The 17,028-nt window shown below is 56.6% G+C and carries 7 protein-coding genes; all 7 read left to right on the forward strand.

Translation table 11 applies throughout. The annotated features are described in order from the left end of the window. Positions 1-143 precede the first annotated feature (143 nt). The 7 genes from rpoB to UH5x_RS07580 all read left to right on the forward strand — a co-directional run bounded on the left by rpoB (position 144) and on the right by UH5x_RS07580 (position 17,018). Positions 144-3,866 carry a DNA-directed RNA polymerase subunit beta gene (rpoB, locus tag UH5x_RS07550; protein ID WP_047813050.1) on the forward strand — a complete coding sequence of 1,241 codons (3,723 nt, stop codon included), beginning with the start codon at positions 144-146 and terminating at the stop codon, positions 3,864-3,866. 228 nt (positions 3,867-4,094) lie between these two features. Continuing rightward, positions 4,095-8,384 carry a DNA-directed RNA polymerase subunit beta' gene (gene rpoC / locus UH5x_RS07555; protein WP_047812935.1) on the forward strand — a complete coding sequence of 1,430 codons (4,290 nt, stop codon included), beginning with the start codon at positions 4,095-4,097 and terminating at the stop codon, positions 8,382-8,384. Positions 8,385-8,668: 284 nt separating this feature from the next. Further along, complete coding sequence (locus UH5x_RS07560) at positions 8,669-10,111, forward strand: sulfatase-like hydrolase/transferase (protein WP_482635276.1); 1,443 nt, start codon at positions 8,669-8,671, stop codon at positions 10,109-10,111. A gap of 107 nt (positions 10,112-10,218) precedes the next feature. Further along, positions 10,219-10,803 (forward strand): sigma-70 family RNA polymerase sigma factor, encoded by a 585-nt coding sequence (locus UH5x_RS07565; RefSeq protein WP_047813049.1) that lies wholly within the window; start codon positions 10,219-10,221, stop codon positions 10,801-10,803. Then, positions 10,796-12,466, forward strand: a complete 1,671-nt coding sequence (locus tag UH5x_RS07570; RefSeq protein WP_482635277.1) for a LamG-like jellyroll fold domain-containing protein — start codon at positions 10,796-10,798, stop codon at positions 12,464-12,466. The genes UH5x_RS07565 and UH5x_RS07570 overlap by 8 nt, the downstream gene beginning before the upstream one ends. A gap of 146 nt (positions 12,467-12,612) precedes the next feature. Then, on the forward strand, positions 12,613-14,217 hold the full coding sequence (locus tag UH5x_RS07575; RefSeq protein WP_482635278.1) for a sulfatase: 1,605 nt from the start codon (positions 12,613-12,615) through the stop codon (positions 14,215-14,217). After that, positions 14,199-17,018 carry a PSD1 and planctomycete cytochrome C domain-containing protein gene (locus UH5x_RS07580; protein WP_482635279.1) on the forward strand — a complete coding sequence of 940 codons (2,820 nt, stop codon included), beginning with the start codon at positions 14,199-14,201 and terminating at the stop codon, positions 17,016-17,018. Before UH5x_RS07575 ends, UH5x_RS07580 begins: the two co-directional genes overlap by 19 nt. Positions 17,019-17,028 lie beyond the last annotated feature (10 nt).

Below are 17,028 nucleotides of genomic sequence, written 5' to 3' on the forward strand. Positions count from 1 at the left end.
CGTTGCACCCTCGGAGTTCTCTCGAACCAATTTCGTCATCTCATCGATGCAGTTTCGAAGAATCAAGCTCCAAACAATGTGTGGGCGGATTCCGGGCTGTGTTGGTGCTTTTGTTCTTCCCCGCGAAGGAGCTCCCACTCACGATGGCAACTACGACTCAGCGTCGCCTCGAACCCACCTCGATTCGCAAATTCGGCACCGGCTTGGGCCAGTTCGATTTGCCCGACCTGACCGCCCTGCAAACAGTGTCCTACGCGGCATTTTTGCAAGAAGATGCGGCCAGCAACGCTCGCAAAGATCACGGGCTGGAGTCCGTCTTGAGGGAAATCTTCCCGATCGCCAGTTACGACGGGAACACGACGCTGGAGTACCTGTATTACGAGCTGGGGAAACCTCGTTACACGATTCAGGAATGCCGTCAGCTGCGTTTGACCTATGGTCGACCGCTGCGAATTTGGTTGCGTCTGAACCGCGAAGAACCCATCGAAGAGGAAGTCTACCTGGGCGACCTGCCGATCATGCTGGGCGGTGGTGAATTCATCATCAACGGTGCCGAGCGTGTCGTCGTTTCGCAGCTGCACCGCAGCCCCGGTGTCGACTTCGTGCTGGAACAAGACACGACGACCGATCGCAAATTGCCATCGTGCCGCGTGATCCCCGAACGTGGATCTTGGATCGAAGTCAACGTCACCAAGAAAGACGCGTTGACCGTCCGCATTGACCAAAGCGGCAAGTTTGCCGCCACCATGTTGCTGCGTGCGATGGATCCGAAGTACAGCACCGATGCGGATCTGCTGTCGGCGTTCTACGAAACCGGCACCATCAAGGTGAACGGTGGCAAGGACGCGCCCAAGATCGAAAACAAGATCGCCGTCGACGATGTCGTTTACCCCAGCGGCCACGAGCGTGCTGGCGAAATCATCGTGGAAGCCGGCTACAAGATCACCACCGAATTGTCGGAAACGATCTGCAACGCGGGCGTGACCTCCGTCGAAGCGATGGACCTGCCGAAGGTTCCGTTGATCTTCAACACCCTGGCCGACGACAACACGGCCAGCCACGAAGAAGCGTTGCTGCGGATCTACCAGCGTTTGCGCCCAGGCAACCCGCCTCAATTGGAAAAAGCACGCACGCTCTTCCAAGAGAAGTTCTACGACGACAATCGTTATCGGTTGGGCAAAGTCGGTCGTTTCCGCCTCAATCGCAAACTCGATTTGGGCGTCGAAGAGACCGTCATGACCTTGCGTCCGGACGACATGATCGCCGCGATCCGCTACCTGATCGACTTGTTCGATGCGGACAGCGGTGCCGAGATCGACGACATTGACCACCTGGGCAACCGTCGTTTGCGTACGATCGACGAACTGGCCAGCGAAGAGCTCCGCAAGGGTTTCTTGAAACTGCGTCGCACGGTTCAAGAACGCATGAGTGTCAAAGACGCTCAAGACATGACACCGCGTTCGTTGATCAATCCCAAGAGCGTTTCCGCAGCGATCGATTTCTTCTTCGGTCGTGGCGAACTCTCGCAGGTCGTTGACCAGACGAACCCACTGTCGCAACTGGCACACGAACGCCGCTTGTCAGCTCTCGGCCCTGGTGGTCTGAACCGCAAACGGGCTGGCTTTGAAGTCCGTGACGTTCACATTTCTCACTACGGGCGAATCTGTCCGATTGAAACGCCCGAAGGCACGAACATCGGCCTGATCAGCTCGCTGGCCATCTACGCCGGCGTTGACGATTACGGATTCCTCTGCACGCCTTATCGCAAAGTGGTTGACGGCAAAGTCAGCGACGAAGTCGTTTGGTTGCGTGCCGACGAAGAAGGCGAGTCGTACGTCGCACCTGCCGACACCGAAGTCAAAGACGGTGCCCTGGTTCCTGGCCCCAACATGATCGCTCGCTTCCGTAGCGACTTCGAGATCGTGATGCCGGAACAGGTTTCCTTCATGGACGTGGCTCCTGCTCAGATGGTGGGTGTCTCGGCTGGTTTGATTCCTTTCCTCGAGCACGATGATGCCAACCGTGCTTTGATGGGATCCAACATGCAGCGGCAAGCCGTTCCTTTGCTGGTCACCGAACCACCGATTGTCGGGACCGGAATGGAGCGAGAAGTCGCGAAGAACAGTGCCATGGTTGTGCGTGCTCGACGCGCCGGCAAAGTGACCTACTGCGATGCGACTCGCATCGAAATCGGCAGCGATCACTACGCGATGAAGAAGTACCAAGGGCTCAACGAACGAACCTGCCAAAACCAAAAGCCACTCGTCATGGTGGGTGACAAGGTCGAAAAGGGCCAGATCATCGCTGACGGGGCCGCCACTCAAAAAGGTGAATTGGCACTCGGACGAAACGTTCTGGTCGGCTTCATGTCGTTCGACGGATTCAACTACGAGGATGCGATCATCATCAGCGAAGAGCTGGTGCGGAACGACACGTACACCTCGATCCACATCGAAGATTTCGACGTTGAAATTCGCGAAACCAAATTGGGTCGCGAAGAATTCACCCGAGACATCCCGAACGTCTCCGAAAAAGCTCTTCGGAACTTGGACGACACCGGAATCGTTCAGGTCGGTACTTACGTGAAGCCTGGCGACATCTTGGTCGGCAAGGTTTCACCAAAGAGCAAGACCGAGCTGACCCCAGAAGAAAAACTTCTGCACGCCATCTTCGGCCGTGCTGGAGAAGACGTGAAGAACGATTCGCTGGAAGTGCCATCGGGCATCGAAGGCATCGTGATCGACACGCATAAATTCAGCCGCCGAATGAGCCTGGGCGAAGACGAGCGGAAGGAGTTCGAACGCGAACTGAAACAACACGAAACGGAAGGCAACGAAGAAATTGCCAGCACGTTTGAGTCGTTGATTCGCGACCTGGAAGAAGCCGCCGAAACCAAACTGAAGGATTCGACTGGCACTCCCCTGGCCGACGGACAAGATCCGAAGTTCGTTGCCGAGCGAGCCACCAGCTTCCGCTTGGAACTCGTCCTCGAACAAATCGAAGACGAAGAAAAACGCAAGGCTGCTGAGAAGGTCCACCAAACTCAATGGCAAAACGTCGAACAAGCCATCGACGAACGCGATCGCCGATTGAACAGCATGAAGCGAGGCGATGAACTTCGCTCGGGCGTGCTGCAGATGGTCAAGATTTACATCGCGACCAAGCGAACAATCAGCGTCGGTGACAAGATGGCGGGTCGGCACGGGAACAAGGGTGTGATCGCGAAGATCCTTCCGATTGAAGACATGCCGTTCTTGCCAGATGGAACACCGATTCAAATCATGCTCAACCCGCTGGGAGTTCCCAGTCGGATGAACGTGGGTCAGATTTTGGAAACGCACTTGGGTTGGGCGGGAGCCAAGCTTGGCTTCCAAGCACTCACACCGATTTTTGACGGTGCCAGCGAATCGGAAATCAACGACTGCTTGGCCGAAGCCGGTTTGCCTGCTCACGGAAAGATTCGTTTGACCGATGGTCGAACGGGTGAGGCGATGGAGCAAGAAACCACGGTTGGCTACATCTACATGTTGAAGCTTCACCACTTGGTTGACGACAAAGTCCACGCACGCAGCACCGGACCTTACTCGTTGATCACTCAGCAACCACTCGGCGGCAAGGCTCGCTTCGGCGGCCAACGCTTCGGCGAGATGGAAGTTTGGGCGTTGGAGGCATACGGTGCCGCTTACATCCTGCAAGAACTGCTGACGGTGAAATCCGATGATGTGGAAGGTCGAACCAAGATCTACGAATCGATGGTCAAGGGAGAAAACACCCTGGAGGCAGGCACACCAGCCAGCTTCGACGTGTTGACCAACGAAATCCGCGGCTTGGCCCTGAACATGCAACTCGAGAAACGACCGATCTAAGGAAGCCATTTGCCACTGGCCTTGAGCCAGTGGCTTTGGTTGTTCGGGCCAGCATCACGCTGGCCTGAACGGGCGAACCCGAGACACGGCTGTTTCTCGAACTCGCCCGGTTTTCGAACTCAAGCGTCAGAAGAATGACTCACCCCCGTCTTCCGACCTTCTTCCCAACATCCATTGCACCAGCAAAAGAGCTAGCAGCGAACTGCTAATAGCTAGGAGCTTCTCAGAATGTCCATTGGCGAAACCAGCAACTACGATCGCATCAACGATTACGCCTCCGTCCGTATCTCGTTGGCACGACCACAAGACATCAAGGCCTGGTCGTTCGGTGAGGTTAAAAAACCCGAAACGATCAACTACCGAACCTACCGTCCCGAAAAAGACGGTCTGTTCTGCGAACGCATCTTTGGCCCTGAAAAGGACTGGGAATGTGCCTGCGGCAAATACCGTGGGATGAAGTACAAAGGAATGATCTGCGACCGTTGCGGCGTGAAGGTCACTCACAGCCGCGTGCGTCGGAAACGCATGGGGCACATCGAACTGGCCGCTCCCGTCGTTCACATTTGGTTCTTCAAAGCCATGCCGTCGCGATTGGGCAACCTGCTCGCGATGAAAACCAGCTCGCTGGAAAAGGTCATCTACTTCCAGGATTACGTGGTCACGGATCCCAAGGACACCGACCTGGAAATCCTGCAGCTCCTCACGGAAGAAGAGTACCGTGCCGCCCGTCAACAATACGGCACCGGCAGCTTCCAAGCCGACATGGGCGCCGAAGCGGTTCGCGACCTGCTGAACAAGCTGGACCTGGTCACGCTGTCCGATCAACTGCGAGTTGATTTGGCTGAAACCGGCAGCAAGCAAAAGAAGAAGGACCTGATCAACCGCCTGAAGATCGTGGAGTCGATCCGTGACAGCGACAACCGCCCCGAGTGGATGGTGCTCGACGTCATTCCTGTCATTCCTCCCGACTTGCGTCCCTTGGTGCTGCTGGACAGCGGCAACTTTGCAACGTCGGACCTCAATGACCTGTATCGTCGGATCATCAACCGCAACAACCGGTTGCGAAAACTGGTCGATCTGAACGCGCCCGAAGTCATCATTCGCAACGAAAAGCGAATGCTGCAACAATCGGTCGATGCGTTGTTTGACAACAACCGCTGCAAGCGTCCCGTCCTGGGGTCGTCCAACCGACCGCTGAAATCCTTGACCGACATGATCAAGGGGAAACAAGGTCGTTTCCGTGAAAACCTGCTGGGCAAACGAGTCGATTACTCCGCTCGTTCGGTCATCGTGGTCGGTCCTCGCTTGAAGCTGCACCAATGCGGTTTGCCCAAGAAGATCGCGCTCGAACTGTACCAACCCTTCATCATTCGTCGCCTCAAAGAGCTCGGCCACGCTGACACGATCAAGTCGGCCAAGAAGATGCTCGAACGAAAAGACGAAGAGGTTTGGGATATCCTCGAGCAAGTCATCACGAACCACCCCGTGTTGCTCAACCGAGCTCCCACGCTGCACCGGATGGGTATCCAAGCCTTCGAACCAACCCTGGTCGAAGGCAACGCCATCCACCTGCACCCGCTGGTTTGCAAAGGCTTCAACGCTGACTTCGACGGTGACCAAATGGCCGTTCACTTGCCGCTTTCGATCGAAGCGCAAGTCGAAGCCCACACGTTGATGATGAGCACCAACAACGTGTTCGCTCCTTCGAACGGGAAGCCCATCATGAGTCCTTCGCAGGACATCGTCATGGGTTGCTACTTCATGACCGTTGAAATGCCCGATCAAAAGGGCGAGGGCATGACGTTCAGCACCTACGAAGAAGTCGACTACGCGTTGGCTCAAGGCGTCGTGAAATTGCACACGCGAATCAAATTGCGTTTGCCGAAGTACCAAAAATTGAAAACCGATGACGAAACCGGCGAATACGGCGCCGTCATCGACACCACTCCCGGCCGCGTTCGCTTCAACGAAATGCTGCCGGTGGGGATGGATTTCTACAACCGTGCCATGCGTAGCGGTGACTTGGCGAAATCGATCAGTGACTGCTATCAACGTCTCGGTCGAAAAGCGACGATTCACTTGCTCGATGACATGATGCAAACCGGTTTCCGGGAATCCACCCGCAGTGGTCTGTCGTTCGCGACCGATGACTTGGTGACCCCCGACACCAAATTGCAGTTCATCAAGGAAGCTGAAAAAGAGGTCATGAAGCACAAGAAAGCTTATGACCGTGGTTTGATGACCGGCAAAGAACGTTACAACCAGGTTCTTGATGCTTGGACCCACGCTCGGGAAGCCATCACGGCAGACATGATGACGGCGATGGAAAACGACATTCGCCCAGGCGGTTGGTACATCAACCCTGTGTTCTTGATGTCGCACTCGGGTGCACGGGGCGGTATCGAGCAGATTCGTCAGCTCGCTGGTATGCGTGGTCTGATGGCCAAGCCAACCGGTGAAATCATCGAAACGCCCATCAAGGCAAACTTCCGTGAAGGCTTGTCCGTGCTCGAGTACTTCTCGTCCACGCACGGTGCCCGCAAGGGTCTGGCCGACACGGCGTTGAAAACAGCTGACTCCGGTTACCTCACGCGGAAACTCGCCGACGTGGCCCAAAACGTTGTGGTCACCATGCATGACTGCGGCACCACACAGGGCATCACCAAGGGTGTCGTTTACCGTGGTGAGAAGGTCGAAGTCTCGCTGGCAGAATCAATCAATGGTCGTGTCAGCTTGAAATCGATCGTCAACCCGGTCACCGATGAAGTGATCGTGGAAGCGGATCAAATGATCACGCCCGAAATCGCTCGCAACATCGAAGCGATGGGACTGGAAAAGATCCAGGTCCGCACACCCATGTCTTGCGACGCACCGCTGGGTGTTTGCCGCTGCTGCTACGGAATGGACATGTCGACCGGATCCATGGTCGAAGAAGGCATGGCCGTCGGCATCATCGCCGCTCAGTCCATCGGTGAGCCAGGTACACAGCTGACCATGCGGACGTTCCACATCGGTGGTTCGGTGAGCAAGCAGGTCGAAGAGTCGGACATCAAAACGAATCGTGATGGTGAAGTTCGCCTGACACGAATGAAAGCCGTGACGAACGCCGAAGGTCGCGACATCGTTCTGACGCGGAACGGCCAGATCATGCTGGTCGACGATCGCGGCCGAGAAGTCGAATCGTATGACATCCCAACCGGTGCCATGCTGATGGTCAAAGAAGGTGACAAGGTCACCGCCGGCCAAGTTCTCTGCGAATGGAACCCGTACTCGATTCCGATTTTGTCGGAAGTGACCGGTAAGATTCGCTTCGAGGATGTGGTCGAAGGCGAAACGATGCGACTGGATCGGGAAGCCAGCGGTAACACCCGGATGACGATCATCGATCACAAGGGTGATTTGCACCCTCAGTTGGTCATCGAAGATGAATCCGGTCGCCCACTTCACGCTCAGTACTTGCCTGAACGGGCAACGATCTCCGTCAAAGAAGGCGACGAAGTCATTCCCGGGAAGGTCCTGGCCGAAATGCCTCGTGAAACGGGCGGCGTCTCGGACATCACCGGTGGTCTGCCTCGTGTGACCGAGATCTTCGAAGCTCGCAAGCCAAAGGATCCGGCTGTGATCGCGGAAGTCGACGGCGAAGTCGAAATCCTCAGCGAACGCAAACGGGGCAAGCGAACGATCATCGTCCGCAGCGAATCCGGCATCGAACGTGAGCACTTGGTGCCTCACGGGAAGCACTTCTTGGTGCACACAGGCGATATCGTGAAGGCCGGTCAAGCACTGGTCGACGGGGCCTTGGTTCCTCACGACATCCTGCGTGTGACCGGGGAAGAAGCCGTTCAGCAATACCTGCTGCACGAAATCCAACAGGTCTATCGCAGCCAGCGTGTGGAAATCAACGACAAGCACGGCGAAATCATCATCGCCCGCATGCTTCGCAAGGTGAAGATCGAGAACGCCGGGGACACGAACCTGTTGCCAGGTAGCGTGATGGACCGATTCCACTTCCGCAAAGCCAACCAGGACTTGCAGAAGTGCATCAAGATTGCCAACCCAGGCGACACGGACTACACCGAAGGCACCATCGTGCCCAAGGAAGCGTTCGAGCAAACCAACGCCGAAGTCGAAGCGATGGGCGGCACGCCTGCCAAGGGCAAACGTTGCAAGAGCGCAACGGCCAGCACCCAGTTGCTCGGGATCACCAAGGCGGCTGTGCAGTCGAACTCGTTCATCTCAGCAGCGTCGTTCCAAGAAACCACCAAGGTGCTCACCGAAGCCGCCTTGGCGGGCAAGGTCGACAAGTTGGTCGGTCTGAAAGAGAACGTCATCCTGGGACACTTGATTCCCGCCGGTACCGGTTTCCGAATCTTCCAAGAGTCGGAAGTCAACTACCGCCGCGAAGCACTCGAAGAACTGTCGCAGGCACCTGTCTCGGCACTCGAAGAATCGTTCCCACTGCTGGGCGGCGACGGCGAAACCGCCTCGACCACGTCGAGCACCAACGAAGGCGAGTGATCGCAGCTTCGAATTGCTAAACACACGAACCGGGCGTCCCCCAGACGCCCGGTTTTTTCATGCGCCGACCAGTCCTGAGTCCTGAGTCCTGAGTCCTGAGTCCTGAGTCCTGAGTCCTGAGTCCTGAGTCCTGAGTCCTGAGTCCTGAGTCCTGAGTCCTGAGTCCTGAGTCCCTGAGTCCCTGAGTCCCTGTGTCCCTGTGGCCCTGTGGCCCTGTGGCCCTGTGGCCCTGTGGCCCTGATAAACTAAAACTCCCCCACCCAGCCCTCTGACCCAGCCTCTTCATGCTACCGTTGCCCCCAAACTCCATTGTCGGTCGAGTTGCAGCCGGTGTGATTCTGGCAAGCTTCTTGTCGTGGATGCAAAACCCTGCGAAGGCCTCCCCACCCAATCTGGTCGTGATCATCGCCGACGACCTGGGCTATGGTGAAACTGGAATGATGGGCGACGATGAAATCCCCACACCTGCGATCGACGCGTTGGCGCGATCGGGCGTTCGTTGCACGAGCGGGTATGTGACGTCGTCGTACTGCAGTCCTTCGCGTGCTGGTTTCCTCTCAGGACGCTATCAATCGCGTTTCGGGTACGACCTCAACCCAACCGGCGCTCGCAACAGTCACCCCAACGCGGGTTTGCCACCTGAACAATCCACCTTTGTTCAGCAGCTCCAGGCGGCAGGCTATCGAACTTCGTTGATCGGCAAATGGCACCTTGGCACCCGTCCACCCCAAGTCCCAACATCGAAAGGCTTTGACCGCTTCTTCGGCTTCTTGCACGAAGGTCACTACTATGTGCCAGGGCCTCCCTTTGAAAATGTCCGGACGATGCTTCGCGACACGTCGCTTGCCGTAGGACAGTTTCAAACAAACGGCGATACGATTCGCGGAAACTACGCTCGAATCAACGAACCCGCGTATGACGCCGGCAATCCAGTGCTCGATGGCAGCGAACCGATCGACGATTGGAAGTACCTGACCGACACGATCACCAACGAAGCCGTCGAAATCATCTCTCAATCCGCTTCGTCCCCCTTTGCAACCGTGGTCTCTTACAACGCAGTGCATTCTCCCATGCAAGCGACCCTGGAAGACCATGAGTCGATGCGACACATCCAAGATCCCCAGCGACGAATCTTTGCCGGCATGTTGATCGCACTGGATCGCGGTGTTGGCCGAATCCTGGAGACACTCGATCACCTCAACCTCCGCCAGGAAACGCTGGTGGTCTTCTTCAGCGACAACGGTGGCCCAACCGCGGAATTGACCAGCAGCAACGCACCGCTTCGAGGGGGCAAAGGCAGTCTTTACGAAGGCGGTGTGCGGATCCCAATGGTGTGGAGCATGCCTGGAACGATCCCCGCGGGAGCGGAAGAAAACGCTCCGATCCTGAGCCTCGATATCGCCGCTTCGTTCCTGCCGTTGGCTATCGGCGAATCCTCCCAGCTCGAAACGGATGGCACAAATGTTTTGCCGTGGATCGGCAGAGACACCTTCAAGAGCGATCGCACGATTTGGTGGAGAATGCCTCGCGGCGGTCGCGCACTTCGCCACGGCAAATGGAAATTTGTCCAGGCTCGCTCAAACCAACCCATCGAGCTCTTCAATCTTGAAGCGGACCTCAGCGAGTCCAACAACTTGTCCGAAACGCACCCGAGTCGTTTGCAGGATTTATTGGCAATGTGGGACACGATGCAATCTGAGATGCCACCAGCGAAAACCTTGAAGTAGGGCGAAAGACGCCGGGTAGGTCGTCGTCGGCGAAAATCGGCACCGTTGTTTGCAAATTTCTTTGTAAATCCGCGTCCTCATGGAATGACCTTGTGGAGGAACATGATATGGCGGCGAGCGACCGGCCTAGCAGCATCGACGATTCGAACGAACGCGAGCAACGCTACAACGAATTCGTTGCCTTGCTGACTCGTCATGATTTGTCGATTCGGCGGTTCGTGCGATCACTGCTTCCAAGCCGTGACGGCGTGGAAGACGTGGTGCAGGAAACAGCGCTCGAATGCTGGCGAAAGTTTGACGACTTCGCAGCCCAGAACTCTGGGCAAGCCGACGAGTTTGCTCGCTGGGCATGCGTGATCGCTCGCTACAAAACCCTCAGTTGGCAACGAGACCAGGGTCGCGACCGATTGGTGTTTCGCGACTCGGTGGTGGATGTTTTGGCAGCATCGGCCCTTCCACAATTGGATCGACTGGAAGAGGAACGACGCGCGATGGAAGGCTGCCTGGCAAAGCTCGGCGAATCTCAGCGTCAATTGGTGCTGAGCGTTCACTCACCTGGCCAATCGGTCTCCTCCATTGCGAAACAATCTGGACAGAAGGCTCGACGCCTCTATCACCAACTCAATGTCTTGCGTGCGTCGCTCCAGCAATGCGTCGAAAAACAACTGCAACAGGAACTTCGCCATGGATGATGCGATTCAAAAACTGATCTACCAAGCAATCGACCAAACGATCTCGGCGGAGGACTTCGACCAACTGCAAGACTTGCTTGAGGGGAGTGAAGAAGCGCGACAAGCGTATTTGAAGGCGGTCAATCTGAGCGAGTCCCTTCACGAGATCGCTGCGTCCCCGACTACGAATCTCGTCGACTCAACCCGCGATGCGGATCCGCAGATCACGTTACCGCTCTACCGTTGGCCCAGTGTGTTCGCGTTTCGTTCGCTGATGATTGCCGCGACCGCTTTGATCCTGGTCGGTGGACTGGCGTACTGGTTGGGCAAGCAACACCTGTCGTCCCCTGCCATCACTGAAATTGCGAACTTCGAATCCGATGCCACCGAATCGCAGATCGCGGGGCACGCGACGCTGCGGCGTGCCGTCGATCTTCAATGGCCTTCGGATTCCCTGCCGGCAAAAGTCGGCGATGTTTTGCCCAATGGTCGCCTTCGATTTGAGAGTGGAATCGCGGAGATCGATTTCTTCTGCGGCGCCACCTTGATCGTGGAAGGCCCCGCGAATTTGGACATTGAATCGGATTGGTCGGTTCGCGTGCTTCAAGGTCGGTTGAGAGCGACGGTTCCACCCGCGGCGCGTGGGTTCCTGGTCAAGGCGGCTGAGTCCGAAGTTGTTGATCTGGGCACCGAATTCACCATGGATGTCACCGCGGACACAGCTCGCGTTGAAGTGGTCGATGGGGAAGTCATGTTGCGAGGCGGCAAGCTGGACGGCCAGCATCTTCACACGGGCGACAAAGGGACTCTCCATGGATCGCCTTCCAGCGAAGAGACCAACCACATGATCACGGCGACCGATTTGTATCAACGAGACCGTTCGGCAACCCTGCAACGCTACGAAGAATGGCGTGAGTCGATGCGTTCGATTCAAACTGACAAACGGCTGATCGCCCACTACGCCACCTCCGAACTCGATCAACGCACGATTCGAAACGGAGCCGACACCGGCGACTCCCGAGATGGATTGTTGGTCGGCCCCGTCGACCTGGTATCCGGACGGTTTGGAACCGCTTCGCGAGGCCTGAACTTCAAGCGACCTGGATCCCGCGTGCGCACTCGAATCGATGGTGACTTCCAGGCATTCACGTTCGCTTGTTGGGCGAAAATCGACAACCTCAACCAACGCTACAGCGCGTTGTTCATGGGCGACGGCTACGAGAACGGTGAACCCCACTGGCAGATTCGCGACGACGGACGGCTGATGTTTTCTGTGATGGTTGATGATTCACAGAGCGTCAGCTTCTTCAACGATCGTGATCAACGCGTCGTCAAAGACGCTGGCCTGCATCATGTGTACTTCACCGAACCATTCTGGGACATCTCCAAGAGCGGGCAGTGGTTTCATTTGGTCGCAGTGTATGACCCTGCGTCCAAGCGAGTGCAGCAATATGTCGATGGTCAACCAATCAGCGACGAACGCATTCAACCCAAGTTTCAGATGGACTCGCTGCGAATCGGTCCTGCCGAAATTGGAAACTGGGGCCAACCGTTTCGCGAAACGCCTTGGTTCGCAGTCCGCAACTTGGACGGAACGATCGATGAACTGACGATTTACGACGCAGCCTTGGACGCATCCGAAATCCAGTCGCTGTACGAATCCGGCAAACCGCTTGGTTATTGAGCGGAAGAGAAAGTGGCACCGGCTTCCAGCCTGTGTTTGAACAATCACCGTCTGGAAGCCTATGCCAGCCGACGTGCCCCAACCTTTCTCGCCCCCCTTCGCCCCCACTGCCTCCATCCTTTCTCCCCATCGCCCCACCGAGAAGCATGTTTCGTTTGTTACTCACACTGTCTCTTGGCCTGATTCTGCAATCCACTGGGTTGGCAGCCGAGAAACCCAACGTTTTGTTCATTGCAATCGATGACTTGCGTCCCGAACTGGGGTGCTATGGATCACCGATTGCGAAGTCGCCTCACTTGGATCAATTGGCGTCGGACGGGTTGCTGTTCAACCGAGCCTACTGCCAACAGGCAATTTGCCGTCCGTCGCGAGCGAGCTTGATGACAGGAGCGCGTCCCGACACCACCGGGCTCTATCACAACTACGTCTCACTCCGCGAATTGCAACCCAACATCCTGACCTTGCCCGAGCACTTCATCGCGAATGGCTACGATGCGGCTTACTGTGGCAAGATTTTCCACCAAGGCGACACGGATGACGGTCGGTCATGGAACCGTGAATCGGTGAAACGGGTCGCCGGAATCCAAAAGCCGAGAGGGCCATACGCGCTGCCTGAAAACAACAAGATGAAGGCGGACAACATGAAAAGCATGTTGGCAAAGTATGGCGAAGCTGCACGCCGCGGATTGGCTGCGGGGCCGGCCTACGAGAAAGCCGACATTGCCGACTCCGGCTACGTCGATGGCTACAACACTGAACTGGCGATCGCGACCTTGAAAGAGATGGTCCAGGAAGACGAAAAACCATTTTTCCTGGCGATGGGTTACAAATTGCCTCACCTGAACTGGTGTGCCCCCAGCAAATACTGGGACATGTATGACGCCAATGACATTCCAATGGCCGAAGAGACCAACGCCCCCAAGAACGGTGCCGCGATGGGCCTGCACGCGTCCTTTGAGCTTCGAACGCGAGCGGGCATTCCCAAAGTCGGCCCCTTGTCTCCCGAGCTTTCTCGCACGCTCAAGCACGCGTACCTGGCTTCGGTGAGCTACGTCGACGCACAAATCGGCAAACTGATTGCCGCCTTGGACGAGGCCGGCGTTCGCGACAACACCGTGATTGTTGTCTGGGGCGACCATGGATGGCACTTGGGCGACATGGGTGTCTGGGGCAAAGCGACGAACTATGAAATTGCGACCCGCGTTCCACTGATGATCTGGGCTCCGGACATGCAAGCTCGGGGTGCCCAAACAGACGCCCTGGTGGAACTGGTCGACATCTACCCCACGCTTTGCGACCTGGCTGGAATCCCGGTGCCGGCTCACACGGAGGGCACCAGCTTTCAACCGCTGATGAACGATCCCAACCAAGCCTGGAAGAAGGCTGCATTCAGTCAGTATCCGAACCCGGCGCTTCGCGAATGGGCAGCCAACCCGCTCTCGCAAGGCATGCGAGAAACCTGGTTTGGCCCGCTGATTCAACAAGTCGAAAACCGCATCATCGAGCAACAAGGCTCCAAGTGGGACCGCGAACTCTTTGAACAGCATTTGATGGGCTACACGATGCGCACCGATCAATATCGTTTGGTCGTCTGGCAAGACCATCGTGATCCTGGGGCACCCCCGATCGCTGTCGAACTCTTCGATCATTCACGCGATCCACAAGAGACCAACAACATCGCCGACAAAGAACCGGAATTGACAAAACAACTCTTAGCCCAATGGCATGCCGGATGGGAGGCAGCAAAGTGAGAAATCCAATGCAATCAGAACGATTGGCGGCCCCACTGAGTCTCTTGATTCTGGCGGCGTGCATGGTCAACGTTGGTGTCGCCGAAAAGGTGGACTACGAAAACGACATCGCTCCGATTCTGGAGGACCGATGCATTTACTGCCACGGTGAAGACGAACAAGAATCCGGACTGCGTCTCGATTCTCGTCCGCACATGCTTCGTGGTGGCGACTCAGGCTTGCCGGCCTTGGTGCCCGGTCACCCTGAAAAAAGCTACGTGATGAATGTGATTCAGCATCTCGATGAAGACATGGCGATGCCGCCGGACGACGACCAATTGGCCGCCGAAGAAATCGAACTGATCTCGCGTTGGATCTCGGAAGGTGCCGTTTGGCCCGGACAGATGGACGCGGTTTTGAAACTGGAATCCGATCACTGGGCATTCCAACCTGTGGTGCGTCCCGAGATCCCCGTGATCCCGGAAACGAACGACCGAGCCAAAACAGAGACGCAGCAACCGGTCGATGCTTTCTTGCGATCTCGTTTGGCCGAAGAGGGTCTCGACTATTCCGATCCGGCCGAGCCACGTTGGTTGATTCGGCGACTCGCGATTGTTCTGACAGGTCTGCCACCGACGCCAGAAGAATCCGAAATCTTCGTTCGCGAATTTTCTGCGCAGGGTGACGTGGCCTACGAGCAGGCAGTGGATCGCTTGCTGCAATCGCCCCACTTCGGTGAACGCTGGGCTCAACACTGGCTCGATGTCATTCGCTGGTCCGAGACCAACGGTTCCGAAGCCAACTTGTATCGCAAGAACGCTTGGGTCTACCGAGACTATGTGGTTCGGTCATTCAACGAAGACAAACCGTACGATCAATTTGTCCAAGAACAGATTGCGGGTGATTCCATGGGTGCCGGGGAAGCGACCGGGTACCTCGTCGCTGGACCACACGTTCCGGCGGCAACCGTCGGACGCGAGCCCACTGCGATTCGGCAGGCTCGCGCGGATCGGATGGATGAAATCATGCAAACCGTTGGGGCGTCGGTCATGGGTGTCACCGTGGGATGCGCCCGCTGCCACAATCACAAATTTGATCCGGTGACGATTCAAGACTACTACTCGATGACAGCCGTCTTCCAAGATGTTGAGTTTGGAAGTCGCCACCCTGAGTTTTCCGAAGATCACCCACTTCGGAAAAGGGGCAAAGAATTGTGGCAACAAATTCAAACTCAACGCGAAAAACTTCGTGACGACGGTGGCTGGGAAGAAGACTGGGGTGCCTACCGAGAGCTTCATTTCCCAGCCACGACCACCACCGCCGTTCGAATCCGATTCAAAACGCCCAACTTGGGACTGGATGAACTGGAGGTCCTCGGGCCTCACGGTTTGAACCGCAACCTCGCCGATGCGCGCGAAGGAACGCGGGTCACCGGATTCCCAGAGGAGGGCACCGACGGCCGCAATCCAATTGAGCGAATCAACGATGGCGAATTTGGGACCATGGCATGGCGGACGAAACTCGACGCGAAGGACGAAGAACGTCCCTGGGTTCAATTTGACTTCCAAGGATCGCAAACGATCAACCGACTTCGCTTGAGCAACAACCGAGAATACTTTTACGACACGGACTACCTCAACAAAAAGCCGTTTCTCCCGAAGTATCAGTTCGACATGGACATCATGCAGGAGGATGGAACGTGGCAACCATGGACCGGCACCTGGGCGGTCGGTGAAAAACTGCTGAAGAAGAATCCAGAGCGGAAGCAAATCATTGCCAACATCCAAGGACTGATCGATCAGCTGTCCGAAGAAGGCCCCCAGCCAAGTTTCGTGGGGCGATTTGTGGAACCCGTTGAGACCCGCGTGTTGCTGCGTGGCAGTCCAGAGAGCCCCCACGATGAAGTGATGCCTGCCGCACCAGAAATCTTCGCCGGCGACTTGGGTCTCGACTCAACTGCTTCCGGTCCCAAACGGCGCCGCGAATTCGCGAAGTGGCTGACCTCGCCGGACAACCCGCTGACGGCTCGCGTGATGGTCAACCGAGTTTGGCACCACGTCTTTGGATCAGGAATCGTTCCGACGACCAGCGACTTTGGGCGAGCGGGAGCCCCTCCGACCCATCCTGAACTGCTGGACTGGCTCGCCGACGAATTCATTTCGCCCGCCGATGGTGAAACGCCAGCGTGGTCGGTGAAACCATTGCTGCGGATGCTGGTGATGTCCAGTGCGTTCCGTCAATCGAGCCTTCCAAACGAACAGGGACTCCAACAGGACGCGGGCTCCGCCTTGCTTTGGCGATTCCCTCCTCGCCGAATGGAAGCCGAAGTCATTCGCGATTCCATCTTGATGGCGTCTGGTTCGATTGACCTGCGAATTGGCGGTCGCAGCTATCGCATCCACAACGAAAAAGCGACTTACGCTCAGTGGGAAGTCGTCAACAACCATGGGTCAGAGACATGGCGGCGGATGCTGTACCAAGAACGAATGCGGCGAGTGGACGATCAGATCTTCACTGCCTTTGATTTTCCTGACTGCGGTCAAGTTCGAGCGAAACGCCCGGTTTCGACCACGCCACTGCAGGCGTTGAACTTGATGAACAGCGACTTCGTGCTCGAGCAATCGGACCGGATCGCGGAACGAGCCTTGCTCGAATCGAATGACGATCTCGACCTCGCCATCGACCGTTGCTTCGAACTGTTGCTCGGTCGTTCGTCCACCGAATTCGAGCGATCCGCATGTCGCAACATGGCACGCGATGGCGAATTGGCATTGGTGTGCCGAGCGCTGATCAACTCCAACGAACTCGCCTTCCTTCCATAGCACGGGACCG

The organism is Rhodopirellula sp. UH5, from assembly GCF_056839225.1.

What these genes read in the sequence shown, in the direction of transcription:
- rpoB (WP_047813050.1), top strand. Translation starts at nt 144, where the DNA reads ATGGCAACTACGACTCAGCGTCGCCTCGAACCCACCTCGATTCGCAAA.
- rpoC (WP_047812935.1), top strand. Translation starts at nt 4,095, where the DNA reads ATGTCCATTGGCGAAACCAGCAACTACGATCGCATCAACGATTACGCC.
- UH5x_RS07560 (WP_482635276.1), top strand. Translation starts at nt 8,669, where the DNA reads ATGCTACCGTTGCCCCCAAACTCCATTGTCGGTCGAGTTGCAGCCGGT.
- UH5x_RS07565 (WP_047813049.1), top strand. Translation starts at nt 10,219, where the DNA reads ATGGCGGCGAGCGACCGGCCTAGCAGCATCGACGATTCGAACGAACGC.
- UH5x_RS07570 (WP_482635277.1), top strand. Translation starts at nt 10,796, where the DNA reads ATGGATGATGCGATTCAAAAACTGATCTACCAAGCAATCGACCAAACG.
- UH5x_RS07575 (WP_482635278.1), top strand. Translation starts at nt 12,613, where the DNA reads ATGTTTCGTTTGTTACTCACACTGTCTCTTGGCCTGATTCTGCAATCC.
- UH5x_RS07580 (WP_482635279.1), top strand. Translation starts at nt 14,199, where the DNA reads ATGGGAGGCAGCAAAGTGAGAAATCCAATGCAATCAGAACGATTGGCG.